The organism is Hansschlegelia beijingensis, from assembly GCF_014196425.1.
GTDB classification, from domain to species: domain Bacteria; phylum Pseudomonadota; class Alphaproteobacteria; order Rhizobiales; family Methylopilaceae; genus Methylopila; species Methylopila beijingensis.
This window is the reverse complement of sequence record NZ_JACIDR010000001.1, coordinates 726471-748752: the sequence shown is the minus strand read 5'-3', so window position 1 is coordinate 748752 and position 22282 is coordinate 726471. Positions and strand designations below refer to the sequence as shown.

Here is a 22282-nt window from a genome sequence, read left to right as displayed (position 1 = left end):
TCCGCCGTTACGTGCCATTTCGGGACGAAAAGCCTCAAAGCGGAATGTTGTCGTGCTTCTTCCAGGGGTTTTCGAGCCGCTTGCCGCGGAGCATCGCGAGCGCGCGGGCGACGCGGCGGCGGGTCGATCGCGGCAGGATGACCTCGTCGATATAGCCGCGCTCGGCCGCCACGAAGGGCGACATGAAACGGTCCTCGTACTCCCTGGTCTTCTGCGCGATGCCGTCCGCGTCGGCGCCGCGGAAGATGATCTCGACCGCGCCCTTGGCGCCCATGACGGCGATCTGCGCTGACGGCCAGGCATAGTTCACGTCGCCGCGCAGATGCTTCGAGGCCATGACGTCATAGGCGCCGCCATACGCCTTGCGGGTGATCACCGTGACCTTCGGGACTGTCGCCTCCGCGTAGGCGAACAGCAGCTTCGCGCCGTGCTTGATGAGCCCGCCATACTCCTGCGCGGTGCCGGGCAGGAAGCCCGGCACGTCGACGAAGGTGACGATCGGGATCTCGAAGCAGTCGCAGAACCGCACGAAGCGCGCCGCCTTGCGGCTCGCGTCGCTGTCGAGAACGCCCGCCAGCACCATCGGCTGGTTGGCGACGATCCCGACCGTGCGGCCCTCCATCCGGCCGAACCCGGTGACGATGTTTCGCGCGAAGGCTTCCTGAATCTCGAAGAAGTCGCTCTCGTCGACGGTCTTCAGGATCAGTTCCTTGATGTCGTAGGGCTTGTTCGGGTTGTCCGGGATCAGCGTGTCGAGCGAAGCGTCGAGCCGGTCCGGATCATCGAAGGAAGGCCATTCGGGCACGCCTTCGATGTTGTTGCCCGGCAGGAAGTCCATCAGCCGGCGCATGTCGACCAGAGCGTCGACGTCATTGTCATAGGCCCCGTCGGCGATCGACGACTTCGTCGTGTGCACCTTGGCGCCGCCGAGCTCTTCCGCGGTGACCGTCTCGTTGGTCACCGTCTTCACGACGTCCGGCCCGGTCACGAACATGTAGGAGCGGTCGCGGACCATGAAGATGAAGTCGGTCATCGCCGGCGAATAGACGTCGCCGCCCGCGCACGGGCCCATGATCACCGAGATCTGCGGGATCACGCCGGAGGCCAGCACGTTGCGCTGGAAGACCTCGCCATAGCCGCCCAGCGCCGCGACGCCTTCCTGGATGCGGGCCCCGCCCGCGTCGAACAGGCCGATCACCGGGGCCCGGTTCCGGATCGCCATGTCCTGGATCTTGGTGATCTTCTGGGCGTGCGCTTCGGACAGCGAACCGCCGAACACGGTGAAGTCCTTGGCGAAGACGAAGACCTTGCGGCCGTTCACCGTGCCCCAGCCGGTAACGACGCCGTCGCCGGGGATCTTCTGCTTCTCCATCCCGAAATCGCTCGAGCGATGCTCGACGAACATGTCGTATTCTTCGAAGGAGCCGGGATCGAGCAGGATCTCGAGACGCTCGCGGGCGGTCAGCTTGCCGCGCGCGTGCTGGGCGGCGATGCGCTTCTCGCCGCCGCCGAGGCGGGCGGTTGCGCGACGCTGCTCGAGCTCCTGCAGAATGTCCTTCATCGCGACCGCCGCCCTTCAAATATCAAGGATGTTGCGGTGCAGCCCTAGCCCGACCGACGCGGCCCGGCAACGTCGACAAAGGAGGAAGACGGCGGAGCCTGGAGGCGGCTTTTCCCTCCCCTGCGGCGCTCACTTCCGGGGACTGAGGAGCCGGCTCGGTTCTCGCGGGCGCCTCAGCGGGCCGAGAGGCTCAGAGCGATCATGCGGGCGGCGGCTTCCATCTCGACGCGCCGCGCCTCCTGGCGGGCCGCGGCCTCGGCGTCGTGGCCCCAGAGATCGGCGTTCCAGCCCTCGTCGACATTCGCGGCGGCCCAGGCCTGCTCGACCGTGTGCCAGCCCCTCAGGACCCCGAGCGCCAGCAGTGCCGAGCCAGTCAGGGTGGTCATCGTGCTGAGCGCCGCGAGCACGAAATGGTCGTCGCGGGGCAGCGCCCGCCGCACCGCCTCGAGCGTCTCTTCGGGCTGGTCGACGAACATCACGCCTTGGGCGAGCACGAAGCGGGCCCCGAGATCGTCGCGGGCGAAGGCCAGCACCGGGTCCCAATGTTCCGTCTGCCGCGCCACGAGCCGATCCGGCATGTCGGCCCGGTAGCAGACGAGATCGCTCGACGCGTATTTGACGATCTCCGCCAGGACCGCCTCGCGCTCGGGCGCGACGCCGTCGATCGCCACGTTGGCGATGCGGGTGAGCGGCATCGTCCGCGGATCGATGACGTCCTGCTGGGCGCGCCATTCCTCGGCCACGGCTTCGGCGAGGGGGGGCGACGCGAAGGTGAGGGCGGCCTTGGCCGGAGTCCTCACCTTGCGGCGATCAAGCGTCACGAAGAAACGCCCCGCCTCGTCGAGAACCTCGACCTGCGTATAGAATCGCTTCGGGAGCGGAGCCTTCCCGAGCGCCTCCGGAGCGATCTCAACCATCACGCGGCCTCCACGGCGTCCAGCAGCCCGAGAACCCCCGGCAGTTCCTCGAAGCTCTCCAGTATGGTCTCGGCGCCGGCGGCGAACAGGCGCTCGCGCGGGTGATAGCCCCACCCGACGCCGATCGCCCGCGCGCCCGCAGCCCGCGCCATCTCCATGTCGAAGGTGGTGTCGCCGATCATCACCGCGCATTCGGGCGACACGCCCGCCTCGGCGATCGCCTGGAGCACCATCGCCGGATGCGGCTTCGACGGCGCGTCGTCGGCCGTCTGGCGCGTGACGAAGCGGTCCTCGATGCCGAAACGTTCAAGAAAATGCGCCACGCCGCGCCGTGAGTTGCCGGTGGCGAGTCCGAGGAGGACGTCGTGGCGGGCCGCCAACGTTTCGATGATCTCGAGCGCGCCCGGATAGAGCGCCATCCCGTCGGGCGAGCTCTTGCGGCTTTCCATGAAGCTGCGCTTGAAGGCGTCGCCGATGTCCTGGAGCGGGTGGTCGGACGCCTCCGCCGAAAGCGCCGCCACCGCTTCGGCGACCGAGAGCCCGACGATCGCCCGCACGGCCTCGCGCGTGGGCGCCGGCAGGCCATGCTGGATATAGGCTTTCGCCATCGCCGCCACGATGGCGTGCTGGCTGTCGAGGAGCGTGCCGTCGACGTCGAAGATGACGAGCTTCATGGTCATGAACTAAGCCCGCGGGCCCACGCGCACAAGCGACCCGGGGACCGACGGCCGCTCAGTCCTCCGGCGCGTCGACGATCGGGTCGTAATCGCTGGCGTCGAAGCCGAGAACGCTCCACGACTGCGCCATATGCGGCGGCAAGGGCGCGGAGACGTCGAGCACGTCGCCATTGGCGAGCGGCAGCACGAGCCGCCGCGCGAGAAGGTGCAGCCGGTTCTGCAAGCCGCCCGGGAACTCCCAGTTCTCGACGTTGAAGTATTTGGGATCGCCCACGATCGGATGGCCGATATGGGCGCAATGAGCGCGCAGCTGATGGGTCCGGCCGGTGACCGGCTTCAGCGACAGCCAGGACAGCTTCTGCCCGGCCTGATCCACCACCGCATAATAGGTCAGCGCGTGGCTGGCGCCGTCGTGGCCGTGATCGGCGACCTGCATGCGCTCGCCCTCGGGACCGTCGCCCTCGCCCTTCGCCAGATAGGTCGAGATCCGGCCCTGCCGGACCCGCGGCACGCCGGCGACGAGCGCCCAGTAGATCTTGCGGGTGAGACGCGAGCGGAACGCGCGCGCGAGCTCGGAGGCGGCCAGCCGCGTCTTGGCGACGACCAGCACGCCGGCGGTGTCCTTGTCGATCCGGTGAACCAGGCGCGGCTTCTGGCCCTGCCGGTCGCGCAGCGCCTCGAGCAGGCCGTCGACATGCCGGGTGGTGCCCGAGCCGCCCTGCACCGCCAGGCCGAACGGCTTGTTCAACACCAGGATGTCGCGGCTCTCGAAGAGCGTGATGTCCTTCAGGAACCGCGCGTCCTTGTCGTCGCTGGCCGGATGGCGGACGGCGGGGGCGGCGACCCCCTCCCCATCGTCGTCCTCGTTCTTCAGCGGCGGGACGCGGACCTGCATGCCGGCCGAGAGCCGCGTCGCGGTCTTGGCGCGCGCTCCGTCGACGCGGATCTGGCCTGTCCGGCAGAGCTTCTGGAGGTGCCCGAACGCCAGCGCCGGAAAGCGCTCCTTGAACCAGCGGTCGAGACGCATGCCCTCTTCCGCCTCGCGGACCGGGATCGTCTGGACGCCGGCGGACTTGCCCGGAAGCGCCGGCAACGGCCTGACGGCCATCGCAAGGCTCTTCTCCACCGCGGAGCGTGGCGCGCCGGAGGATTTCTGCGCGGCGGGCTTCTTCGCCGGATTGCGGAACGCCGCGCCGGCTGCGGCCCGAGCTGCGGCCTTGGTCGGCCGTCCGGTCTTGGTGCGCGCGGGGGGGCGGGAGCCTGGCTTGGGTCCGCGTGAGGGGCGGTCGGCCATCGGGGACGTGCTTTCGGTTCGCCGACACGGCCGCGACGCCCGGCTTGCGGGGCGTCGGCGACTTGCGTTTCGAGTGAGAAGAACTGGCCTTTTACCCCAGAGCGCGCCCAAGCGCGAGGCCGCCGAACAGCGCCCCGATCGAGAGCGCGACCGAGGCCGCCACGTAGCCTGCCGCAAGGCCGGCCGCGCCGCGCTCCCACAGCGCCACGGCGTCCAGCGAGAAGGCCGAGAATGTCGTGAAGCCGCCGAGCACGCCCGTCATCAGGAACACGCGCGTCTCCTGGGAGCCGCCCTTCAGCGCCAGCAGGGCCGCGAGCAGCCCCATGGCGAAGCCGCCGACGACGTTCACGGTCAGCGTGCCCCAGGGAAACCCCATCCCGAACACGCGGCTGCTGGCGACGTTGACGAGGTAGCGGGCGACCGACCCCAACGCTCCTCCGAGCGCGACCAGAAGCACGGGGACCATGATCTACTCCCGCTCCGCCCGGAGCTTCGCCCAATAGTCCAGCCGCTTCCTGAGTTCGCGCTCGAAGCCCCGGTCCGGCGGGTCGTAGAACCGCCGGCGGCCCATCTCCTCCGGGAAGTAGTCCTGGCCAGAGAAGGCTTCGGGCGCGTCGTGATCATAGGCGTAGCCGGCGCCATAGCCTTCCGACTTCATGAGCTTGGTCGGCGCGTTCAGGATGTGCTTCGGCGGCAGCAGCGAGCCGTGCTCCTTCGCGGCGGCGCGGGCGCGCTTGTAGGCGACGTAAACCGCGTTCGACTTCGGGGCGGTCGCGAGATGCACCACGCATTCGGCGAGCGCCAGCTCCCCCTCGGGCGTGCCGAGCTGCTCATAGGCGTCGCGGGCCGCGATGGCGACGGTGAGCGCCTGCGGGTCCGCGAGGCCGATGTCCTCGGAGGCCATGCGGATCAGGCGGCGGGCGAGGTAGAGCGGATCCTCCCCGGCGTCGAGCATGCGCGCCAGCCAGTAGAGCGCGGCGTCCGGATCCGAGCCGCGCACCGATTTGTGGAGCGCCGAGATCAGGTTGTAGTGCCCGTCCGCGGACTTGTCGTAGATGGGCGCGCGCCGCTGCACGACGTCCTGCACCCGCTCGGCGTCGAAAACCTCGTCCGGCCGGGCGGCGCGCCAGATCTCCTCGGCGAGGGTGAGCGCGGCGCGGCCGTCGCCGTCCGCCATCCGGATGAGCGCGGCGCGCGCCCCCGGATCGAGCGGAAGCGCCCTGCCCTCGATGGCTTCGGCGCGCGCGAGCAGCTTCTCGATCGCCTCCGCGTCGAGCGACCTGAAGACCAGCACGCGCGCCCGCGACAGCAGAGCCGCATTCAGCGCGAAGGACGGGTTCTCGGTCGTCGCGCCGACGAGCGTGACGGTGCCGTCCTCCATGACCGGCAGGAAGCTGTCCTGCTGCGCCTTGTTGAAGCGGTGAATCTCGTCGACGAACAGCAATGTGCCGCGGCCGGCCGCGCGGCGCGCCCGCGCGGTCTCGAACACCTTCTTCAGATCGGCGACCCCCGAGAAGATCGCCGAGATCGGTTCGAAGGCGAGGTTGGTGGCGTCCGCGAGCAAACGGCCGACCGTCGTCTTTCCGGTCCCGGGAGGTCCCCAGAAGATCAGGCTTCCCAGGCTCCGCGCCGCCACGAGGCGGCCGAGCGCCCCATCCGGTCCCAGAAGATGCTCCTGCCCGATGACCTCATCGAGCGTCTGCGGGCGAAGCCTGTCGGCGAGCGGCCGCGGCGCTTCGCGCTCAAGTCCAGCCGCCTCGAACAGGTTCGCCACGCATCAGCCTCCGAACACGGAGGTGATGGTATGCCCGTCGCGCTCGATCGTAACCTTCCAGACGCGAGGGCGCGAGGACGAGATCCGGACGAGGTCGCGCACGTCCCCGACCTTCCCGTCGTTCACAGCCCGCACGATGTCGGCCTTCTGGAAGCCGAGTTGCTGGGCGATCGAGCCGTCGGCGATCTCCATCACCACGACGCCGCGCAGCGCTTGGTCGAGCGACATCTCGTCGGCGAGCGCTGGCGACAGATTGCCGACCGTAGCGCCCTGGAACGGGGAGTCGCTTCGGAGCAAGCGAGCGTCGCGCGCAGGAACCTCGGGGGCGCGCGACAGCTCGACCCGGACCTTGCGCTCGGCGCCGCCGCGGCTCAGCGTGACCTCCGCCTGCCCTCCGACGGGCCGGGTCGCGAAGCGGTAGTTGAAGCCCTCGACGCCGTCGACCGGCCGCCCGTCCACGGCGATCACCAAATCGCCCTGCTCGACGCCGGCCTTCGCGGCGGGCGAATCCGGCGCCACGCTCGCGACTAGAACGCCCGTCGGCGCCTTGAGCCCGAGACCTTCCGCGAGCTCCGGCGTGACCGTCTGCAGCGAGGCGCCGAACCAGGGGCGCACGACGGACTTGGCGCCGGAGCGCGCCGACGACAGCACGACCCGAACCATGTTCGAAGGGATCGCGAAGCCGATGCCGACCGAGCCGCCTGACTGGGAGAAGATCGCGGTGTTGATGCCGACGAGCTTGCCGTCGAGATCGACAAGCGCGCCTCCCGAGTTGCCCGGATTGATCGCGGCGTCCGTCTGAATGAAGGACTGGTAGTCGTCGACGCCGATCTGGGTGCGCGCGAGCGCCGAGACGATGCCCGACGTGACCGTCTGGCCGACGCCGAACGGGTTGCCGACGGCGAGCACCAGATCGCCCACCTGCACCGCGTCCGAGTCGGCGAAGTCGAGGGTCGGAAACTTCTCCGAGCCGTCGCCGATCTTCAGCACCGCCATGTCGGCGCGCTGGTCCTTGAGCAGGATCTTGGCCTCGAACTCGCGCTTGTCCGCGAGCGCGACGCGGACCTCCGTCATGCCCTCGACCACGTGATTGTTCGTGACCACCAGACCGTCGGAGCCGACGATCACGCCGGAGCCGAGCGAGCGCTGCACCCGTTCGCGCGGCCCGCCGCGGTCGCCGAAGAACTGACGGAAAAAGGGATCGTCGAACAGCGGATTGCGCTGCCGCCGCTCGGTCCGGCTGGCGTAGATGTTCACCACGGCCGGCGTAACGTGATGCACCACCGCCGCGAAGGAGAGCTTGATCTCCTCACGACTCTCCGGCAGCCGCCGCTGCTCCTGCGCTTGGGCGGGAATGACCAGGGCGGCGACCAGGGCGAGGATCGCGGCGGTGAGCTTCATGAAACGCGCTCCGCTCAGGTTCTGTGAGGCGGCGTCTGACATAAGGCCGACGCGCCGATTGCGAAACCGCGACATGGCCGCGCGACGGCGCCGGCCACCGAACCGAAGCCTGGAGACGGCCTCATGCGAACGCTTCTTCTCATCATCGGGCTCGCGGCGATCGCCGTCGGCGGGCTCTGGATCGGACAGGGCCTCGGCTACGTCGCCTGGCCCGCGTCGAGCTTCATGATCCGCCAGACCCAGTGGGCCTATTACGGCGCCGCGCTCGCGGCGGCCGGCCTCGCCCTCGCCGCCTGGTCGCGCCGCTGAACCAGACCCTCAGAAAAGAAAAAGCGGCCGTCGCCGGCCGCTTCTCAGAGATCGCAGAAGAGCCGTCGCCTGATCAGGCGGCGGCTTCCGCCTCGGCGCGGGCGCGGTCGGCGGCGCCCTTGGCGTCGACGTCACGCTCGACGAACTCGATCACCGCCACCGGCGCGTTGTCGCCATGGCGGAAACCGGCCTTGATGATCCGCAGATAACCGCCGTTGCGGTCCTTGTAGCGCGGGCCGATCGTGTCGAAGAGCTTCTTCACGGTCGGGACGTGGCGGATCTCGGAGATCGCCTGACGGCGCGCGTGCAGGTCGCCGCGCTTGGCCAGCGTCACGAGCTTCTCGACCACCGGACGAAGGTCTTTCGCCTTCGGCAGGGTGGTCACGATCTGCTCGTGCTCGATCAGCGAGAGCGCGAGGTTGGCGAACATCGCCTTCCGGTGGCTCTGCAGCCGGTTGAAGCGGCGTCCCCGCCGGGCGTGCATGGACATTTCGTCTTCTCCTTCGGAGCTCAGGCGGCCTGGCCGCCGAGCTCAGCGATCTCAGTAGTGTTCTTCGAAGCGCTTGGCGAGTTCGTCGATGTTGTCCGGCGGCCAACCGCCGACCTCCATCCCGAGGTGCAGGCCCATCTGGGCGAGCACTTCCTTGATCTCGTTCAGCGACTTCCGGCCGAAGTTCGGAGTGCGGAGCATCTCCGCCTCGGTCTTCTGGATGAGGTCGCCGATGTAGACGATGTTGTCGTTCTTCAGGCAGTTCGCCGAACGGACCGAAAGCTCGAGCTCGTCGACCTTCTTGAGCAGCGCCGGGTTGAAGGCCAGCTCCGGAATGGCGGAAGGCGCGGCTTCCTTCTTCGGCTCCTCGAAGTTCACGAACACTTCGAGCTGGTCCTGCAGGATGCGGGCCGCGTAGGCGACCGCGTCCTCGGGCGACACGGAACCGTTGGTCTCGACCGTCAGCGTCAGCTTGTCATAGTCCAGGATCTGACCTTCACGCGTGTTTTCAACGCGGTAGGAGACCTTCTTGACAGGCGAGTAGAGGCTGTCGACCGGGATCAGGCCAATCGGCGCGTCCTCGGGACGGTTGCGGTCCGCCGGGACGTAGCCCTTGCCGGTGTCGACGGTGAACTCCATGCGGATCTCGGCGCCGTCGTCCAGCGTGCAGAGCGCCAGGTCCGGGTTCAGGATCTGGACGTCGCCCACCACCTGGATGTCGCCGGCGACGACCTGCCCCGGGCCCTGCTTGCGCAGCACCATCCGCTTCGGGCCTTCGCCCTGCATCTTGATCGCCACGTCCTTGATGTTGAGGACGATGTCGGTCACGTCTTCGCGCACGCCCGGGATCGACGAGAACTCGTGCAGCACGCCGTCGATATGCACCGAGGTCACCGCCGCGCCCTGGAGCGACGACAGCAGGATGCGGCGCAGCGCGTTGCCGAGCGTGAGGCCGAAGCCCCGCTCGAGCGGCTCGGCGACCATGGTGGCGATGCGGTCGCCACGGCCGCTCGAGGTGACCTCGAGCTTGTTCGGCTTGATCAGGTCTTGCCAGTTCTTCTGGATCACGGACTGCATCCTTCGTCAGTCACCGTGGAAACGCGCCCTCGCGCTCCACAGTAGGCCTCGCCGCCGAGGCGGGGGCCTGAAACGGACACGCGCCCCGCGACCGGGGCGCACGCAAAACCGGCGGTCTGCTCAGACCCGCCGGCGCTTGCGCGGCCGGCAGCCATTGTGCGGGATCGGCGTCACGTCGCGGATCGAAGTCACCATGAAACCGGCGGCCTGAAGGGCCCGGAGCGCCGACTCACGGCCCGAACCGGGTCCGCGAACCTCGACCTCAAGCGTACGCATGCCGTGCTCGGCGGCCTTCTTGGCCGCGTCCTCGGCCGCGACCTGCGCGGCGTAGGGCGTCGACTTGCGGGAGCCCTTGAAGCCCTGCGCGCCGGCCGAAGACCAGGACACGGTGTTGCCCTGTGCGTCGGTGATGGTGATCATCGTGTTGTTGAACGTCGCATTCACATGCGCGACGCCCGAAGCGATATTCTTGCGCTCGCGGCGGCGAATGCGCTGGGCTTCCTTGGCCATATAACCTTCGATCCTTCAGGCGCGCCCGTAGTTCCAGGCGCTCGGGAGTTTTGCGTCATCCCCGGCCGGCGAGAGCCGACATCGGGAGCTTTCTCGTATCGCCCTCGCTGGAGGGCTGCCGGCCGCCGAAGCGGCCGGCGCGCGGTCCGCGGCCTGACGGCCGCAGGCCGTTACTTCTTCTTGCCGGCGATCGGCTTCGCCTTGCCCTTGCGGGTGCGGGCGTTGGTGTGCGTGCGCTGGCCGTGGACCGGAAGGCCGCGGCGGTGCCGCAGGCCGCGATAGGAGCCGAGGTCCATCAGGCGCTTGATGTTCATCGAGACTTCGCGCCGGAGGTCGCCCTCGACCATGTAGTCGCGATCGATCGTCTCGCGGATCTGGATGACTTCGGCGTCGGTCAGCTGGTTGACCCGGCGCTCCGACGGGATCGCGACCTTCTCGCAGATCTCCTCGGCCTTCTTGGCGCCGATGCCGTGAATGTACTGAAGCGCGATGATCACGCGCTTGTTCGTCGGGATGTTTACGCCGGCGATACGGGCCACGAGGCAGTCTCCATGTGAGATCCGGCCGAGGCCGGGACAGACGCGCGTCCGGTGGAGCCCGGCCCTTGCGCATCGGCAAACGAAAGGAAAGCTGGGCGTCGTGACGCCCAGCAGTCATCACTCTATAGGTGAGGGCCTGCGCGTAGCGTCTCGTTCGCCCCGCGTCAAGCCCAAATTACCCTCTGGCCGCGTCAGGCGGACGCCTTGGTGTCGGCCAGAACCTCGTCGATCGCACGCGCGACGTCCTCGATCGGCGCCATGCCGTCGACGGAAGCGTAGATCCCACGCTCCTTGTAGAACGGCCGGAGCCGGCTCGTGACCTCGCGATAATCCGCGATGCGCCGGGCGACCACCTCGGGAGCGTCGTCGCTCCGAAGGGGCTTGCCCGCCGCGGCCGCGTCCCGCGCCCTGCCCTCGACCCGAGCCAGCAGCGCGTTCTCGTCGACCGAGAGCTCGATCACGGCGTCGAGCTTCATGCCCTTCTGCTCGAGCATCTGCTCGAGCGCCTCGGCCTGGCTCACCGTGCGCGGAAAGCCGTCGAGGATGAAGCCGCGCTGCGCGTCCGGCTGGCTAATCCGATCGGCGACGATCTTGACCACCAGGCCGTCCGGGCAGAGCTGCCCACGGGCCATCAGGTCCTTGGCCTCGAGTCCGACCTCGCTGCCGGCCGCGACCGCGGCCCGCAGCATGTCGCCCGTCGAGAGCTGGATGATGCCGTTCTTCTCGACGAGACGCTCCGCCTGCGTTCCCTTGCCGGCGCCGGGCGGTCCCAGGAGAATCAGCCTCATCTGCGCTTACCCCTCAGCTTGGCCTTCTTGATCAGGCCCTCATACTGCGCGGCGTAAAGGTGGCCCTGTACCTGCGCGACCGTGTCCATCGTGACGGAGACGACGATCAGGAGCGATGTGCCGCCGAAGTAGAACGGAACCGCTGCGTACGAGATGAGGATCTCAGGGATCACGCAGACCAGGGCGATGTAAGCCGCGCCGACCACCGTGATGCGAGTCAACACATAGTCGATGTACTCGGCGGTGCGATCGCCGGGCCGGATGCCCGGAATGAAGCCGCCATACTTCTTCAGATTGTCGGCCGTCTCCTTCGGATTGAAGACGATCGCGGTGTAGAAGAACGCGAAGAACACGATCAGCGCGACGTAGAGCACCATGTAGAGCGGGCGGCCATGCGCCAGATGCGTGGTGACCACGCTCAGCCAGCCCGTGCCCCCGGCCTGCGAGGCCGAGAAGTTCGCGATCGTGGTCGGCAGCAGCAGCAGCGACGAGGCGAAGATCGGCGGGATGACGCCCGCGGTGTTGAGCTTCAGCGGCAGATGCGAGGACTCGCCGCCCGTCATCTTGTTCTGCGAGACCTGGCGCTTCGGATACTGGATCAGCAGCCGGCGCTGGGCCCGTTCGACGTAGACGATGAAGGCGATGACGGCGACGGCCATCACCATGACGGCGAGGATCAGGCCCGTCGAGAGAGCGCCCTGGCGGCTGAGCTCGAGCGTCCCGGCGAGAGCCTGGGGCAGCTCGGCCACGATGCCGGCGAAGATGATCAGCGAGATGCCGTTGCCGATGCCGCGAGCGGTGATCTGCTCGCCCAGCCACATCAGGAACATCGTGCCGCCGGTCAGCGTCACGACGGTCGAGAGGCGGAAGAAAAGGCCAGGATCGACGACGACGTTCTGCTGGCCCTCCAGACCGACGGCGATGCCGTAGGCCTGGACGGCGGCGAGCGCCACCGTGCCGTAACGCGTGTACTGGTTGATGACCTTGCGGCCCTGCTCGCCCTCCTTCTTCAGCGCCTCGAGGTGCGGCGAGACCGTGGTCATCAGCTGCACGATGATGGAGGCGGAGATGTAGGGCATGATCGCCAGGGCGAAGATCGCCATACGGCCGACCGCGCCCCCGGAGAACATGTTGAACAGGCCGATGATGCCGGTCGACTGCTGGCGGAAGAGCTCCGCCAGCGCCACCGGGTTGATGCCCGGCATCGGGATATAGGTCCCGAGCCGGTAGACGAGCAGCGCGCCGAGCGTGAACCAGATGCGCTTCTTGAGTTCGTCCGCCTTCGAAAAGGCGGAGAAGTTCAGGTTGGCAGCAAGCTGCTCAGCGGCGGAAGCCATCGATCACGTCCACGAATAGGAGTACATACGCCGCCCCCAGATAGGGACGTCAGGCGGCGTCCGCATCCTTCTGGGGAGCGAGCAGCGTCACCTTGCCGCCGAGCTTCTCGATGGCGTCCGAGACGCTCTTCGAGACCGCGTAGACCTCGAGGTCGAGCTTCGTCGTCAGCTCGCCGCGGCCGAGCACCTTCACGCCGTCCCGCTTCTTGGACAGCACGCCGGCCTCGATGAGGGCCGCTTCCGTCACCGGCTTCGAGGCGTCGAGCTTGCCGGCGTCCACCGCCTGCTGAAGGCGCGCCAGGTTGACCTCGTTGAGGTCCTTGGCGAACAGGTTGTGGAAGCCGCGCTTCGGCAGGCGGCGATAGAGCGGCATCTGGCCGCCCTCGAACGCCTTGATGGCGACGCCGGTGCGGGACTTCTGGCCCTTCACGCCGCGACCGCCGGTCTTGCCCTTGCCCGAGCCGATGCCGCGGCCGACGCGGATCCGCTCCTTGGTCGCGCCGGGATTGTCCCGGAGGTCGTTGAGCTTCACCATCACTTCTCTCCCGCAGGCGTCTCGACGCGCACGAGGTGCGCGACCTTGGCGATCATCCCGCGAACGGCGGGCGTGTCGGCCAGTTCGCGGCGCTTGCCGATGCGCCCGAGGCCGAGGCCCACGAGCGTGGCGTGCTGGTCAGCAGGACGGCGGGTGGACGAGCCGGTCTGGACCACCGTCACGCTGCCGGACTGCGACTTCTTCTTGGCGGCGTCAGCCATGATCAAGCTCCTTAAGACCGTCAGCCTTCGGCGACGGCGTCAGCGTCGACGTCGCGGCGGCGAGCCTGCAGCGTCGAAACCTTGAGACCGCGGCGGGCGGCGACGGAGCGCGGGCTGTCCTCGGCCTTGAGGGCGTCGAAGGTGGCACGCACCATGTTGTACGGGTTCGAAGAGCCCAGCGACTTGGCGACGACGTCATGGACGCCGAGCGTCTCGAACACGGCGCGCATCGGACCGCCGGCGATGATGCCGGTGCCGGCCGGAGCGGCGCGCAGCACGACGCGGCCGGCGCCATGGCGACCGTCGACGTCGTGGTGAAGCGTGCGGCCCTCGCGCAGCGGAACGCGGATCAGACCACGCTTGGCGCTCTCGGTCGCCTTGCGGATCGCCTCCGGCACCTCACGCGCCTTGCCGTGGCCGAAGCCGACGCGGCCCTTCTGGTCGCCCACCACGACGAGCGCGGCGAAGCCGAAGCGCCGGCCGCCCTTGACGACCTTGGCGACGCGGTTGATGTGGACGAGCTTGTCGACGAACTCGCTGTCCTCGCGTTCGCGATCGCGGCGGTTCTCTCTGGGCTCACGAGCCATTTGCTATCCTCTCGCCTCGAGCGGGCTTCAGAAGTTGAGCCCGCCCTCACGGGCGGCCTCGGCCAGGGCTTTGACCCGGCCGTGATAGATGTATGCGCCGCGGTCGAACACGACGTCCTTGACGCCAGCCGCCTGAGCGCGCTCGGCCACGAGCTTGCCGACCGCCTGGGCGGCCGCCATGTCCGCCCCGGTCTTGCCGCTGGCGCGGAAGTCCTTGTCGAGCGTGGAGGCTGCGGCGAGGGTCACGCCCTTCGCGTCGTCGATGATCTGAGCGTAGATCTGCTTCGACGAGCGATGGACGGACAGCCGCGGACGGCCGTTGGCGTTGGCCAGAAGGGCCCGGCGCACGCGCGCCTTGCGGCGGGCCTGGGTCGCGAGATTCTTCGACATGGTTCCGGGCCCTTACTTCTTCTTGCCTTCCTTGCGGAAGATGAACTCGCCCGCGTACTTCACGCCCTTGCCCTTGTAAGGCTCGGGGCGGCGGAAGTCCCGGATCTCGGCGGCCACCTGACCGACGCGCTGGCTGTCGACGCCGCTCACGGTGAGCTCCGTCGGCTTGGCCGCCACGATCTGGATGCCGTCCGGGATCGGATAGACGACGTCGTGGCTATAGCCGAGCGCCAGCACCAGGTTCTTGCCCTGGATGGAGGCGCGATAGCCGACGCCGTTGATCTCGAGCTTCTTCTCGAAGCCCGAGGTCACGCCGGTGACGAGGTTCTGCACCATCGTCCGCGACATGCCCCACATCGACCGGGCGCGCTTGGTGTCCTCGCGCGGCTGGACCGAAATCTTGCCGTCCTTGAACTCGACGACGACGTCGTCATGGGCGCGGAAGGCGAGTTCGCCCTTCGGACCCTTGACCTTGATGTTCTGCCCGTCAACCGCCGCGGTCACGCCCGACGGCACGTCGACCGGCTTCTTGCCGATGCGCGACATGATCGCTCTCCGTATCCTGCTTCAGAAAACCCTCTGCCCAAGCGTCAGAAGACGCGGCAGAGGATCTCCCCACCCACGTTCTGGTCGCGGGCGTCATGATCCGCCATCACGCCCTTGGGCGTGGACAGGATCGAGATGCCGAGGCCGTTGGCGACTCGCGGCAGGTTCTTGACCGAGGCGTACACCCGGCGGCCCGGCTTGGACACCCGCTGAATCTCGCGGATGACCGGCGCGCCGTCATAGTACTTCAGCTCGATCTCGAACTCGGTGCGGCCGTTGGCCAGCTCAGTCTGGGTGTAACCCCGGATGTAGCCTTCCGCCTGCAGCACGTCCAGCACGTGCTGGCGCAGCCGGGAGCCGGGCGTCGAGCACGACGTCTTGTTCCGCATATGCGCGTTGCGGATGCGCGTCAGCATATCGCCGAGGGGATCGATCATCGACATGATTCCCTCCTCCTCACCAGCTCGACTTCAGGAGACCGGGAATCAGGCCCTTGGAGCCGAGATCCCGGATCGCGATGCGCGACACGCCGAGCTTGCGGTAGTAGGCCCGCGGCCGGCCCGTCATCTCGCAGCGGTTGCGGATGCGGACCTTGGAGCCGTTGCGCGGCAGCTCGGCCAGCTTCAGGCGCGCGGCGAAGCGCTCCTCCAGCTCGCGGGTGTCGTCCTTGGCGATCGCCTTGAGCTCGGCACGCTTCTCAGCGTCCCTGGCGACCAGGCGGCGGCGCCGGTTGTTCTTCTCGATCGCGCTTTTCTTAGCCATGCGATCCTCCCGTCACTGCCTGAAGGGGAAGTTGAAGGCGCGCAGCAGCGCGCGCGCTTCGTCGTCAGACTTCGCCGTCGTGCAGACGATGACGTCCATGCCCCAAACCTGATCGATCTTGTCGTACTCGATCTCGGGGAACACGATATGCTCCTTGATGCCGAGGGCGAAGTTGCCGCGGCCGTCGAAGCTCTTGGGGTTCAGGCCGCGGAAGTCGCGGACCCGCGGCAGCGCGATCGTGACCAGGCGATCGAGGAAGTCGTACATGCGCTGGCGACGCAGGGTCACCTTGGCGCCGACCGACTGGCCCTCGCGCAGCTTGAAGGTCGCGATCGACTTGCGCGCCTTGGTGATCACCGGCTTCTGACCGGTGATCTTGGCGAGCTCGCCGGCGGCGGTGATCGCCTTCTTCGAGTCGGCCACGGCCTCGCCGATGCCCATGTTGACGACGATCTTCTCGATCGCCGGCACAGCCATCGGGTTCTTGTAGCCGAACTCTTCGATCAGCTTCGCGCGCACCACCTCGTCGTAGTGCTGCTTCATGCGCGGCGTGTAGACTGCCTCAGGCATCGATCTGCTCCCCCGAACGGGTCGCGACGCGCACCTTCCGGCCGTCGTCCAGGACCTTGAAGCCGACGCGCGTCGCCTTGCCGTCCTTCGGATCGGCGAGCGCGAGGTTGGAAAGATGGATAGCGGCTTCCTTGCGGATGATGCCGCCTTCCTGCGTCTGGGTCTGCTTCTGGTGACGCGCGATCATGTTCACGCCGCGCACCAGGGCGCGCTCGTCCTTCGGCATCACCTGAAGCACTTCGCCGGTCTTGCCCTTGTCGCGACCGGCGAGAACGACGACCTTGTCGCCCTTCTTGATCTTCGCGGCCATCACAACACCTCCGGCGCGAGCGAGATGATCTTCATGTGGTTCTTGGCGCGCAGCTCGCGCGGAACCGGGCCGAAGATACGCGTGCCCACCGGCTCTTTCTGGTTGTTGATCAGCACGGCCGCGTTGCGGTCGAAGCGGATCACCGAACCGTCCAGACGACGGATGTCCTTGGCGGTGCGAACGACGACCGCCTTCATGACGTCGCCCTTCTTCACGCGGCCGCGCGGGATCGCCTCCTTGACGGAGACGACGATCACGTCGCCGACGCGCGCATAGCGGCGACCGGCGCCGCCGAGCACCTTGATGCACATCACTCGCTTGGCGCCGGAATTGTCGGCGACATCGAGATTGCTCTGCATCTGAATCATGGCCGTTCAGCCTTTCCATTTCGCCCGGACCGGTATCCGCATTCACGCGGACCTCGCCCGGCGGGCCCTTCAGATGTTTGTTTACTCAGTCGGCGCGGGCGCGGAGGCGTCCGGGCTGACCGAGGCGTCCGACTTCACGACCCAGCGCTTGAGGCGCGAGATCGGCCGGCTCTCCTCGATCCACACGAGGTCGCCGACCTTGAACCGGCCGTCCTCGTCATGGGCGTGGTAGTGCTTGGACCGCCGCACCGTCTTCTTGAGAAGCGGATGGGTGAAGCGGCGCTCGACCTTGACCACGACGGTCTTGGCGTTCTTGTCCGAAATGACAGTCCCGAGAAGGACGCGTTTGGGCATGGTGTCCTCCTCAGGCCTTCGTCGCGGCTTCGCCGCGCTTGACGGTCGCGACAGTGCGGATGCGGGCGATGTCGCGCCGCACCTGGCGCACGCGCGCCGTGTTCTCGAGCTGGCCCGTGGCCCGCTGGAAGCGCAGGTTAAACTGCTCTTTCTTCAGCTTCACAAGCTCGTCGTCGAGCTGGTCGACGGTCATCGCGCGAAAGTCCTGCGCCTTGGCCATGATCAAATCCTCACTCGGCGATGCGCTGAACGAAGCGCGTGCGGATCGGCAGCTTGGCGGCGGCGAGCGCCAGCGCCTCGCGGGCGATCTCGGCCGAAACGCCGTCGATCTCGAACATGATGCGGCCCGGCTTCACCTTGGCGGCCCAGAACTCGTTCGCGCCCTTGCCCTTGCCCATGCGGACTTCGGTCGGCTTCTTGGAGACCGGCACGTCCGGGAACACGCGGATCCAGACCCGGCCGGCGCGCTTCATGTGACGCGTGAGCGCCCGGCGTGCGGCTTCGATCTGACGGGCGGTGATGCGCTCCGGCTCAAGCGCCTTCAGACCGAACGCCCCGAAGTCGAGGTCGAAACCTCCCTTCGCGACGCCGCTGATGCGGCCCTTGAACTGCTTGCGGAACTTAGTCTTCTTCGGTTGCAGCATGGCTTAAACTCCTGCGCCCCCGCTCACGCGTGGTCGCGGCGCGGCGGACGACCGCCGTCGCCGTCGTTCAGACGCCGGTCCTGGGCCATGGGATCGTGCTCCATGACCTCGCCCTTGAAGATCCAGACCTTCACGCCGCAGGTGCCCATCGCGGTCTTGGCGGTCGCGACGCCATAGTCCACGTCGGCGCGCAGCGTGTGCAGCGGAACGCGACCCTCGCGATACCACTCCGTGCGGGCGATCTCCGCGCCGCCGAGACGACCGGCGCAGTTGATCCGGATGCCCTCGGCCCCGAGCCGCATCGCGGACTGGACTGCGCGCTTCATCGCCCGGCGGAACGCCACGCGGCGCTCCAGCTGCTGCGCGATCGACTCGGCCACCAGCGTCGCGTCGACTTCCGGCTTGCGGACCTCGACGATGTTGATGTGCACCTCGGAGGTGGTCATCGAGCCGACCTTCTTGCGAAGCTTCTCGATGTCCGCGCCCTTCTTGCCGATCACGATGCCCGGACGGGCGGAGTAGATCGACACCCGGCACTTCTTGTGCGGGCGCTCGATGACGATCTTGGAGACCGCCGCCTGCTTGAGGTCCTTCAGGAGCGCGTCGCGGATCGCCACGTCCTCGCGGAGCAGCTTGCCGTACTCGCCCTTGCTGGCGAACCAGCGCGAATCCCAGGTGCGGTTGATGCCGAGCCGAAGCCCGATCGGGTTGACCTTATGACCCATCGTCTTCTCCTCAGGCCTTCGCCGCTTCCGCCTCGACCTGACGAACGACGATCGTCAGGTGCGAGAACGGCTTCTGGATCGTGCCGACGCGGCCGCGGGCGCGGGGGCTGAAGCGCTTCATCACGATCGACTTGCCGACATAGGCCTGCGAGACGATGAGATCGTCGACGTCGAGGTCGTGATTGTTCTCGGCGTTGGCGATCGCGCTCTCGAGCGTCTTCTTCACCTGGCCGGCGATCCGCTTGCGCGAGAAGGTGAGATCGGCGAGCGCCGTCTCGACCTTCTTGCCGCGGATCATCTGCGCGACCAGGTTCAGCTTCTGCGGCGAGATGCGGACCATGCGGAGCACGGCCTTCGCCTCGTTGTCGGGAAGCGCGCGCTTGGCTGCCTGCTTGCCCATCGTTACTTCCTCTTCGCCTTCTTGTCCGCCGCGTGCCCGTAGAAGGTGCGCGTCGGGGCGAACTCGCCGAACTTGTGACCGATCATCTCTTCAGAGACCGCCACGGGAATGTGCTTCTGGCCGTTGTAGACCCCGAAAGTGAGGCCCACGAACTGCGGCAGGATCGTCGAGCGGCGGCTCCAGGTCTTGATGACCTCGCTGCGGGTCGATGACCGCGCAGCGTCCGCCTTCTTCAGCAGGTACCCGTCGACGAAGGGACCCTTCCAGACTGAACGCGCCATGGCCGGCTCTCCTTACTTCTTCTTCCGGGCGTGACGGCTCGACACAATGAACTTGTCGGTCGCCTTGTTGCTGCGCGTCCGCTTGCCCTTGGTCGGCTTGCCCCAGGGGGTCACCGGGTGACGGCCGCCCGAGGTGCGGCCTTCGCCGCCGCCATGCGGATGATCGACCGGGTTCATGGTCACGCCGCGGTTATGCGGACGCCGGCCCAGCCAGCGCGAACGCCCAGCCTTGCCGAGGTTGATGTTCGAGTGGTCCGGGTTCGACACGGCGCCGACGGTCCCGAAGCACTGGCCGTGCACCAGGCGCTGCTCGCCCGAGCTCAGACGCAGCGTGACGTAGCCCTGGTCACGGGCGACGATCTGCGCGTAGGAGCCGGCGGAGCGAGCGATCTGGCCGCCGCGGCCGATCTTGATCTCCACATTGTGGACGATCGTGCCGACCGGCGCGGCGCCGAGCGGCATCGCGTTGCCGGGCTTCACGTCGACCTGCGCGCCGGCGACGACCGAGTCGCCGACCTGCAGGCGCTGCGGCGCCAGGATGTAGCTCAGCTCGCCGTCGGCGTAGCGGATCAGCGCGATGAAGGCCGAGCGGTTGGGATCGTACTCGATCCGCTCCACCGTCGCCGGCACGTCGAGCTTGCGCCGCTTGAAGTCGATCAGGCGGTAGGTCCGCTTGTGGCCGCCGCCGCGGAAGCGGACAGTGACGCGACCGTAGTTGTTGCGGCCGCCCTTGGACGAAAGGCCCTCGGTCAGCTGCTTGAGCGGCGCGCCCTTGTAGAGGGCCGACCGGTCGACGATCACCAGCTGGCGGAGGCCGGGCGTGATCGGATTGTAACTCTTGAGCGCCATTGTCGGCTCCCTTCCCCGTCCCGCCTCAGAGACCCGTGGTCACGTCGATCGAATGGCCTTCGGCCAACGTCACGATCGCGCGCTTCGAGTCCGACTGCTGGCCGAGCCGGCCACGGAATCGCTTCGTCTTGCCCTTGCGGACCAGCGTGTTGACGCTCACGACCTTGACGTCGAAGAGCTTCTCGACCGCAGCCTTGATCTGCGGCTTGGTCGCGGTGTCGGACACCTGGAACACGACCTTGTTCTCTTCGGACGCGTAGGTCGCCTTCTCGGTGATGATCGGCGACCGGATGACGTCGTAATGGCGCAGATCGGTCATTTGAAGCGCGCCTCCAGCGCATCGATCGCCGCCTTGGTCAGCACCAGCACGTCGCGGCGGAGGATGTCGTAGACGTTGATGCCCTGAACCGGCAGCACGTCGACGGTGTGCACGGAGCGAGCGGCGAGCTTGACGTTCGCGTTCACCTCGGCGCCGTCGACCACCAGCGCGTTCGAGAAGCCGAGCTTCTCGATGTGCGCCTTGAACGCCTTCGTCTTGGCCTCTTCGAGACCGAAGGCGTCGACGACGACGATCTGCTGATCGCGGGCCTTGGCCGAGAGCGCGTGCTTCAGGCCGAGCGCGCGGACCTTCTTCGGCAGGTCATGCGCATGGGAGCGCACGACAGGCCCGAAGGCGCGACCGCCGCCGCGGAACTGCGGCGCCGAAGCCTGGGCGTGACGGGCGCGGCCCGTGCCCTTCTGCTTGTACATCTTCTTGCCCGTGCGGGCGATGTCCGAGCGGCCGAGCGTCTGGTGCGTGCCGGCCTGGCGCTTGGCGAGCTGCCAGCGCACGACGCGGTGCAGGATGTCCGTCCGCGGCTCGAGGCCGAAGATGTCGTCCGACAGCGTGACCGTCTCGCCGGCCTGGCCGTCGGCCTTGGTGATCGCGATGTCGACCATCACGCGTTCTCCGTCTCGGTGGCCGAGGTCTCGACCGAAGCGGCGGCGGCGCCGCGCTCCCGGAACGAGCCGGGCATCGGGGTGCCCTCGGGCAGCTTGGTCTTGACGGCGTCGCGCACCAGGATCCAGCCGCCCTTGGCGCCCGGAACGGCGCCCTCGACGAGGATCAGCCCACGCTCGACGTCGGTGGAGACCACCCGCAGGTTCTGAGTGGTCACCCGCACGTCGCCCATGTGACCGGCCATCTTCTTGTTCTTGAAGACCTTGCCCGGATCCTGGCGGCCGCCGGTCGAACCGTGCGAACGGTGCGAGATCGACACGCCGTGGGTGGCGCGAAGGCCGCCGAAGTTGTGCCGCTTCATGGCGCCGGCGAAGCCCTTGCCGATCGAGGTGCCGGTGACGTCGACGCGCTGGCCGGCCACGAAGTGGTCGGCGGTCAGCTCGGCGCCGACTGGGATCAGCGCATCTTCGCTGACGCGGAACTCGACGAGCTTGCGCTTCGGCTCCACCTCGACCTTGGCGAAATGACCGCGCTCGGCGCGCGTCACGTTCTTCGGCTTGCGCGAGCCCGCGCCGAGCTGAAGCGCGACGTAGCCCTGAGCCTCAACAGTGCGGTGGCCAACCACCTGGCACTGGTCAACCTTCAGCACCGTCACGGGGACATGCTCGCCGGCGTCCGTGAAGACGCGGGTCATGCCCAGCTTCTGTGCGATGAGTCCGGACCGCATTTGCGTCGTCCTTCCGAATAATCCGATCAGAGCTTGATCTCGACATCCACGCCGGCCGCGAGGTCGAGCTTCATGAGCGCGTCCACGGTCTGCGGGGTCGGGTCGACGATGTCGAGGAGACGCTTGTGCGTCCGGATCTCGAACTGTTCGCGGCTCTTCTTGTCGACGTGAGGCGAGCGGTTCACGGTGAACTTCTCGATGCGCGTCGGCAGCGGGATGGGCCCGCGCACCTGGGCGCCGGTCCGCTTCGCCGTCGACACGATCTCGCGAGTCGAGGTGTCGAGGATGCGGTGATCGAACGCCTTCAGGCGGATCCGGATGTTCTGGCCGTTCATGTTCGTCCGTCTCCACGAGACGGGCGGCGCCGGAGGTCCGGCGCGCCCGCCGCGGTCAAAGCAA

The 22282-nt window shown here is 67.7% G+C and carries 35 protein-coding genes; 1 reads left to right on the top strand and 34 read right to left on the bottom strand.

The window, feature by feature from the left end:
* Window positions 1-34 precede the first annotated feature (34 nt).
* The 7 genes from GGR24_RS03500 to GGR24_RS03470 form a co-directional block, all read right to left on the bottom strand.
* Complete coding sequence (locus GGR24_RS03500) at window positions 35-1561, bottom strand: acyl-CoA carboxylase subunit beta (protein WP_183393879.1); 1527 nt, start codon at window positions 1559-1561, stop codon at window positions 35-37.
* A 173-nt stretch (window positions 1562-1734) separates the two neighbouring features.
* The gene (locus GGR24_RS03495; RefSeq protein ID WP_183393878.1) at window positions 1735-2478 is read right to left on the bottom strand and encodes an ATP12 family chaperone protein; all 744 of its coding nucleotides are present in this window, start codon (window positions 2476-2478) and stop codon (window positions 1735-1737) included.
* Entirely contained in the window at window positions 2478-3158 is a 681-nt protein-coding gene (locus GGR24_RS03490) for an HAD-IA family hydrolase (protein WP_246397919.1), read from the bottom strand. The genes GGR24_RS03495 and GGR24_RS03490 overlap by 1 nt, the downstream gene beginning before the upstream one ends.
* Window positions 3159-3210: 52 nt before the next feature.
* Window positions 3211-4449 (bottom strand): RluA family pseudouridine synthase, encoded by a 1239-nt coding sequence (locus GGR24_RS03485; protein WP_183393877.1) that lies wholly within the window; start codon window positions 4447-4449, stop codon window positions 3211-3213.
* Window positions 4450-4540: 91 nt separating this feature from the next.
* Window positions 4541-4915, bottom strand: coding sequence for a fluoride efflux transporter CrcB (gene crcB / locus GGR24_RS03480; RefSeq protein ID WP_183393876.1), 375 nt, complete (start codon window positions 4913-4915; stop codon window positions 4541-4543).
* A 3-nt stretch (window positions 4916-4918) separates the two neighbouring features.
* Entirely contained in the window at window positions 4919-6223 is a 1305-nt protein-coding gene (locus tag GGR24_RS03475) for an AAA family ATPase (RefSeq protein ID WP_183393875.1), read from the bottom strand.
* A 3-nt stretch (window positions 6224-6226) separates the two neighbouring features.
* Window positions 6227-7624, bottom strand: a complete 1398-nt coding sequence (locus GGR24_RS03470) for a DegQ family serine endoprotease (RefSeq protein ID WP_183393874.1) — start codon at window positions 7622-7624, stop codon at window positions 6227-6229.
* 123 nt (window positions 7625-7747) lie between these two features.
* On the opposite strand from GGR24_RS03470, the gene GGR24_RS03465 reads away from it, so the two are divergent.
* A complete protein-coding gene (locus tag GGR24_RS03465) occupies window positions 7748-7933 on the top strand; it encodes a hypothetical protein (RefSeq protein WP_183393873.1) in 186 nt (61 codons plus the stop codon).
* 73 nt (window positions 7934-8006) lie between these two features.
* On the opposite strand, the gene rplQ is transcribed toward GGR24_RS03465, so the two are convergent.
* From rplQ to rpsJ, 27 genes are all read right to left on the bottom strand, one after another.
* A complete protein-coding gene (rplQ, locus tag GGR24_RS03460) occupies window positions 8007-8417 on the bottom strand; it encodes a 50S ribosomal protein L17 (protein ID WP_183394459.1) in 411 nt (136 codons plus the stop codon).
* A gap of 57 nt (window positions 8418-8474) precedes the next feature.
* On the bottom strand, window positions 8475-9500 hold the full coding sequence (locus GGR24_RS03455) for a DNA-directed RNA polymerase subunit alpha (RefSeq protein WP_183393872.1): 1026 nt from the start codon (window positions 9498-9500) through the stop codon (window positions 8475-8477).
* A gap of 120 nt (window positions 9501-9620) precedes the next feature.
* Complete coding sequence (rpsK, locus tag GGR24_RS03450; protein ID WP_020178186.1) at window positions 9621-10010, bottom strand: 30S ribosomal protein S11; 390 nt, start codon at window positions 10008-10010, stop codon at window positions 9621-9623.
* A 170-nt stretch (window positions 10011-10180) separates the two neighbouring features.
* Complete coding sequence (rpsM, locus tag GGR24_RS03445) at window positions 10181-10549, bottom strand: 30S ribosomal protein S13 (protein WP_183393871.1); 369 nt, start codon at window positions 10547-10549, stop codon at window positions 10181-10183.
* A 191-nt stretch (window positions 10550-10740) separates the two neighbouring features.
* A complete protein-coding gene (locus GGR24_RS03440) occupies window positions 10741-11337 on the bottom strand; it encodes an adenylate kinase (RefSeq protein ID WP_183393870.1) in 597 nt (198 codons plus the stop codon).
* Window positions 11334-12674 carry a preprotein translocase subunit SecY gene (secY, locus tag GGR24_RS03435; protein WP_183393869.1) on the bottom strand — a complete coding sequence of 447 codons (1341 nt, stop codon included), beginning with the start codon at window positions 12672-12674 and terminating at the stop codon, window positions 11334-11336. Before secY ends, GGR24_RS03440 begins: the two co-directional genes overlap by 4 nt.
* Window positions 12675-12723: 49 nt before the next feature.
* Complete coding sequence (gene rplO, locus GGR24_RS03430; RefSeq protein ID WP_183394458.1) at window positions 12724-13206, bottom strand: 50S ribosomal protein L15; 483 nt, start codon at window positions 13204-13206, stop codon at window positions 12724-12726.
* Between the two features lie 2 nt (window positions 13207-13208).
* Window positions 13209-13430, bottom strand: a complete 222-nt coding sequence (rpmD, locus tag GGR24_RS03425; protein WP_183393868.1) for a 50S ribosomal protein L30 — start codon at window positions 13428-13430, stop codon at window positions 13209-13211.
* Between the two features lie 20 nt (window positions 13431-13450).
* Window positions 13451-14017, bottom strand: coding sequence for a 30S ribosomal protein S5 (gene rpsE, locus GGR24_RS03420; RefSeq protein WP_183393867.1), 567 nt, complete (start codon window positions 14015-14017; stop codon window positions 13451-13453).
* Between the two features lie 27 nt (window positions 14018-14044).
* Entirely contained in the window at window positions 14045-14407 is a 363-nt protein-coding gene (gene rplR, locus GGR24_RS03415; RefSeq protein ID WP_183393866.1) for a 50S ribosomal protein L18, read from the bottom strand.
* Window positions 14408-14419: 12 nt separating this feature from the next.
* Window positions 14420-14953 carry a 50S ribosomal protein L6 gene (gene rplF / locus GGR24_RS03410; RefSeq protein ID WP_183393865.1) on the bottom strand — a complete coding sequence of 178 codons (534 nt, stop codon included), beginning with the start codon at window positions 14951-14953 and terminating at the stop codon, window positions 14420-14422.
* A gap of 44 nt (window positions 14954-14997) precedes the next feature.
* Window positions 14998-15396, bottom strand: coding sequence for a 30S ribosomal protein S8 (rpsH, locus tag GGR24_RS03405; RefSeq protein ID WP_183393864.1), 399 nt, complete (start codon window positions 15394-15396; stop codon window positions 14998-15000).
* A gap of 13 nt (window positions 15397-15409) precedes the next feature.
* Window positions 15410-15715, bottom strand: a complete 306-nt coding sequence (gene rpsN, locus GGR24_RS03400; RefSeq protein WP_183393863.1) for a 30S ribosomal protein S14 — start codon at window positions 15713-15715, stop codon at window positions 15410-15412.
* A gap of 12 nt (window positions 15716-15727) precedes the next feature.
* A complete protein-coding gene (rplE, locus tag GGR24_RS03395) occupies window positions 15728-16285 on the bottom strand; it encodes a 50S ribosomal protein L5 (protein WP_183393862.1) in 558 nt (185 codons plus the stop codon).
* A complete protein-coding gene (gene rplX / locus GGR24_RS03390; protein WP_183393861.1) occupies window positions 16278-16595 on the bottom strand; it encodes a 50S ribosomal protein L24 in 318 nt (105 codons plus the stop codon). Before rplX ends, rplE begins: the two co-directional genes overlap by 8 nt.
* Entirely contained in the window at window positions 16595-16963 is a 369-nt protein-coding gene (gene rplN / locus GGR24_RS03385) for a 50S ribosomal protein L14 (protein ID WP_183393860.1), read from the bottom strand. Before rplN ends, rplX begins: the two co-directional genes overlap by 1 nt.
* 81 nt (window positions 16964-17044) lie before the next feature.
* Entirely contained in the window at window positions 17045-17317 is a 273-nt protein-coding gene (gene rpsQ, locus GGR24_RS03380; RefSeq protein ID WP_183393859.1) for a 30S ribosomal protein S17, read from the bottom strand.
* 10 nt (window positions 17318-17327) lie between these two features.
* Window positions 17328-17537: a 50S ribosomal protein L29 gene (rpmC, locus tag GGR24_RS03375; RefSeq protein WP_183393858.1), complete on the bottom strand. Its 210-nt coding sequence runs from the start codon at window positions 17535-17537 to the stop codon at window positions 17328-17330.
* Window positions 17538-17547: 10 nt separating this feature from the next.
* Window positions 17548-17961: a 50S ribosomal protein L16 gene (gene rplP, locus GGR24_RS03370; RefSeq protein WP_183393857.1), complete on the bottom strand. Its 414-nt coding sequence runs from the start codon at window positions 17959-17961 to the stop codon at window positions 17548-17550.
* A gap of 23 nt (window positions 17962-17984) precedes the next feature.
* Entirely contained in the window at window positions 17985-18686 is a 702-nt protein-coding gene (gene rpsC, locus GGR24_RS03365; protein WP_183393856.1) for a 30S ribosomal protein S3, read from the bottom strand.
* 10 nt (window positions 18687-18696) lie between these two features.
* On the bottom strand, window positions 18697-19086 hold the full coding sequence (gene rplV, locus GGR24_RS03360; protein WP_183393855.1) for a 50S ribosomal protein L22: 390 nt from the start codon (window positions 19084-19086) through the stop codon (window positions 18697-18699).
* Window positions 19087-19088: 2 nt separating this feature from the next.
* Window positions 19089-19367 (bottom strand): 30S ribosomal protein S19, encoded by a 279-nt coding sequence (rpsS, locus tag GGR24_RS03355; protein ID WP_183393854.1) that lies wholly within the window; start codon window positions 19365-19367, stop codon window positions 19089-19091.
* A 12-nt stretch (window positions 19368-19379) separates the two neighbouring features.
* Window positions 19380-20216 carry a 50S ribosomal protein L2 gene (gene rplB / locus GGR24_RS03350; protein WP_183393853.1) on the bottom strand — a complete coding sequence of 279 codons (837 nt, stop codon included), beginning with the start codon at window positions 20214-20216 and terminating at the stop codon, window positions 19380-19382.
* A gap of 25 nt (window positions 20217-20241) precedes the next feature.
* On the bottom strand, window positions 20242-20535 hold the full coding sequence (locus tag GGR24_RS03345; protein WP_183393852.1) for a 50S ribosomal protein L23: 294 nt from the start codon (window positions 20533-20535) through the stop codon (window positions 20242-20244).
* Window positions 20532-21155 carry a 50S ribosomal protein L4 gene (gene rplD, locus GGR24_RS03340; protein ID WP_183393851.1) on the bottom strand — a complete coding sequence of 208 codons (624 nt, stop codon included), beginning with the start codon at window positions 21153-21155 and terminating at the stop codon, window positions 20532-20534. The genes GGR24_RS03345 and rplD overlap by 4 nt, the downstream gene beginning before the upstream one ends.
* Window positions 21155-21883, bottom strand: a complete 729-nt coding sequence (gene rplC / locus GGR24_RS03335) for a 50S ribosomal protein L3 (protein WP_183393850.1) — start codon at window positions 21881-21883, stop codon at window positions 21155-21157. Before rplC ends, rplD begins: the two co-directional genes overlap by 1 nt.
* Before the next feature lie 26 nt (window positions 21884-21909).
* On the bottom strand, window positions 21910-22218 hold the full coding sequence (rpsJ, locus tag GGR24_RS03330) for a 30S ribosomal protein S10 (RefSeq protein WP_020178162.1): 309 nt from the start codon (window positions 22216-22218) through the stop codon (window positions 21910-21912).
* Window positions 22219-22282: the final 64 nt, after the last annotated feature.

Excerpts from the sequence above, each read along its gene's own strand:
- GGR24_RS03500 (WP_183393879.1), bottom strand. The coding sequence starts at position 1,561 with ATGAAGGACATTCTGCAGGAGCTCGAGCAGCGTCGCGCAACCGCCCGC.
- GGR24_RS03495 (WP_183393878.1), bottom strand. The coding sequence starts at position 2,478 with ATGGTTGAGATCGCTCCGGAGGCGCTCGGGAAGGCTCCGCTCCCGAAG.
- GGR24_RS03490 (WP_246397919.1), bottom strand. The coding sequence starts at position 3,158 with ATGACCATGAAGCTCGTCATCTTCGACGTCGACGGCACGCTCCTCGAC.
- GGR24_RS03485 (WP_183393877.1), bottom strand. The coding sequence starts at position 4,449 with ATGGCCGACCGCCCCTCACGCGGACCCAAGCCAGGCTCCCGCCCCCCC.
- crcB (WP_183393876.1), bottom strand. The coding sequence starts at position 4,915 with ATGGTCCCCGTGCTTCTGGTCGCGCTCGGAGGAGCGTTGGGGTCGGTC.
- GGR24_RS03470 (WP_183393874.1), bottom strand. The coding sequence starts at position 7,624 with ATGAAGCTCACCGCCGCGATCCTCGCCCTGGTCGCCGCCCTGGTCATT.
- GGR24_RS03465 (WP_183393873.1), top strand. The coding sequence starts at position 7,748 with ATGCGAACGCTTCTTCTCATCATCGGGCTCGCGGCGATCGCCGTCGGC.
- rplQ (WP_183394459.1), bottom strand. The coding sequence starts at position 8,417 with ATGCACGCCCGGCGGGGACGCCGCTTCAACCGGCTGCAGAGCCACCGG.
- GGR24_RS03455 (WP_183393872.1), bottom strand. The coding sequence starts at position 9,500 with ATGCAGTCCGTGATCCAGAAGAACTGGCAAGACCTGATCAAGCCGAAC.
- rpsK (WP_020178186.1), bottom strand. The coding sequence starts at position 10,010 with ATGGCCAAGGAAGCCCAGCGCATTCGCCGCCGCGAGCGCAAGAATATC.
- GGR24_RS03440 (WP_183393870.1), bottom strand. The coding sequence starts at position 11,337 with ATGAGGCTGATTCTCCTGGGACCGCCCGGCGCCGGCAAGGGAACGCAG.
- secY (WP_183393869.1), bottom strand. The coding sequence starts at position 12,674 with ATGGCTTCCGCCGCTGAGCAGCTTGCTGCCAACCTGAACTTCTCCGCC.
- rpmD (WP_183393868.1), bottom strand. The coding sequence starts at position 13,430 with ATGGCTGACGCCGCCAAGAAGAAGTCGCAGTCCGGCAGCGTGACGGTG.
- rpsE (WP_183393867.1), bottom strand. The coding sequence starts at position 14,017 with ATGGCTCGTGAGCCCAGAGAGAACCGCCGCGATCGCGAACGCGAGGAC.
- rplR (WP_183393866.1), bottom strand. The coding sequence starts at position 14,407 with ATGTCGAAGAATCTCGCGACCCAGGCCCGCCGCAAGGCGCGCGTGCGC.
- rplF (WP_183393865.1), bottom strand. The coding sequence starts at position 14,953 with ATGTCGCGCATCGGCAAGAAGCCGGTCGACGTGCCGTCGGGCGTGACC.
- rpsH (WP_183393864.1), bottom strand. The coding sequence starts at position 15,396 with ATGTCGATGATCGATCCCCTCGGCGATATGCTGACGCGCATCCGCAAC.
- rpsN (WP_183393863.1), bottom strand. The coding sequence starts at position 15,715 with ATGGCTAAGAAAAGCGCGATCGAGAAGAACAACCGGCGCCGCCGCCTG.
- rplE (WP_183393862.1), bottom strand. The coding sequence starts at position 16,285 with ATGCCTGAGGCAGTCTACACGCCGCGCATGAAGCAGCACTACGACGAG.
- rplX (WP_183393861.1), bottom strand. The coding sequence starts at position 16,595 with ATGGCCGCGAAGATCAAGAAGGGCGACAAGGTCGTCGTTCTCGCCGGT.
- rplN (WP_183393860.1), bottom strand. The coding sequence starts at position 16,963 with ATGATTCAGATGCAGAGCAATCTCGATGTCGCCGACAATTCCGGCGCC.
- rpsQ (WP_183393859.1), bottom strand. The coding sequence starts at position 17,317 with ATGCCCAAACGCGTCCTTCTCGGGACTGTCATTTCGGACAAGAACGCC.
- rpmC (WP_183393858.1), bottom strand. The coding sequence starts at position 17,537 with ATGGCCAAGGCGCAGGACTTTCGCGCGATGACCGTCGACCAGCTCGAC.
- rplP (WP_183393857.1), bottom strand. The coding sequence starts at position 17,961 with ATGCTGCAACCGAAGAAGACTAAGTTCCGCAAGCAGTTCAAGGGCCGC.
- rpsC (WP_183393856.1), bottom strand. The coding sequence starts at position 18,686 with ATGGGTCATAAGGTCAACCCGATCGGGCTTCGGCTCGGCATCAACCGC.
- rplV (WP_183393855.1), bottom strand. The coding sequence starts at position 19,086 with ATGGGCAAGCAGGCAGCCAAGCGCGCGCTTCCCGACAACGAGGCGAAG.
- rpsS (WP_183393854.1), bottom strand. The coding sequence starts at position 19,367 with ATGGCGCGTTCAGTCTGGAAGGGTCCCTTCGTCGACGGGTACCTGCTG.
- rplB (WP_183393853.1), bottom strand. The coding sequence starts at position 20,216 with ATGGCGCTCAAGAGTTACAATCCGATCACGCCCGGCCTCCGCCAGCTG.
- GGR24_RS03345 (WP_183393852.1), bottom strand. The coding sequence starts at position 20,535 with ATGACCGATCTGCGCCATTACGACGTCATCCGGTCGCCGATCATCACC.
- rplD (WP_183393851.1), bottom strand. The coding sequence starts at position 21,155 with ATGGTCGACATCGCGATCACCAAGGCCGACGGCCAGGCCGGCGAGACG.
- rplC (WP_183393850.1), bottom strand. The coding sequence starts at position 21,883 with ATGCGGTCCGGACTCATCGCACAGAAGCTGGGCATGACCCGCGTCTTC.
- rpsJ (WP_020178162.1), bottom strand. The coding sequence starts at position 22,218 with ATGAACGGCCAGAACATCCGGATCCGCCTGAAGGCGTTCGATCACCGC.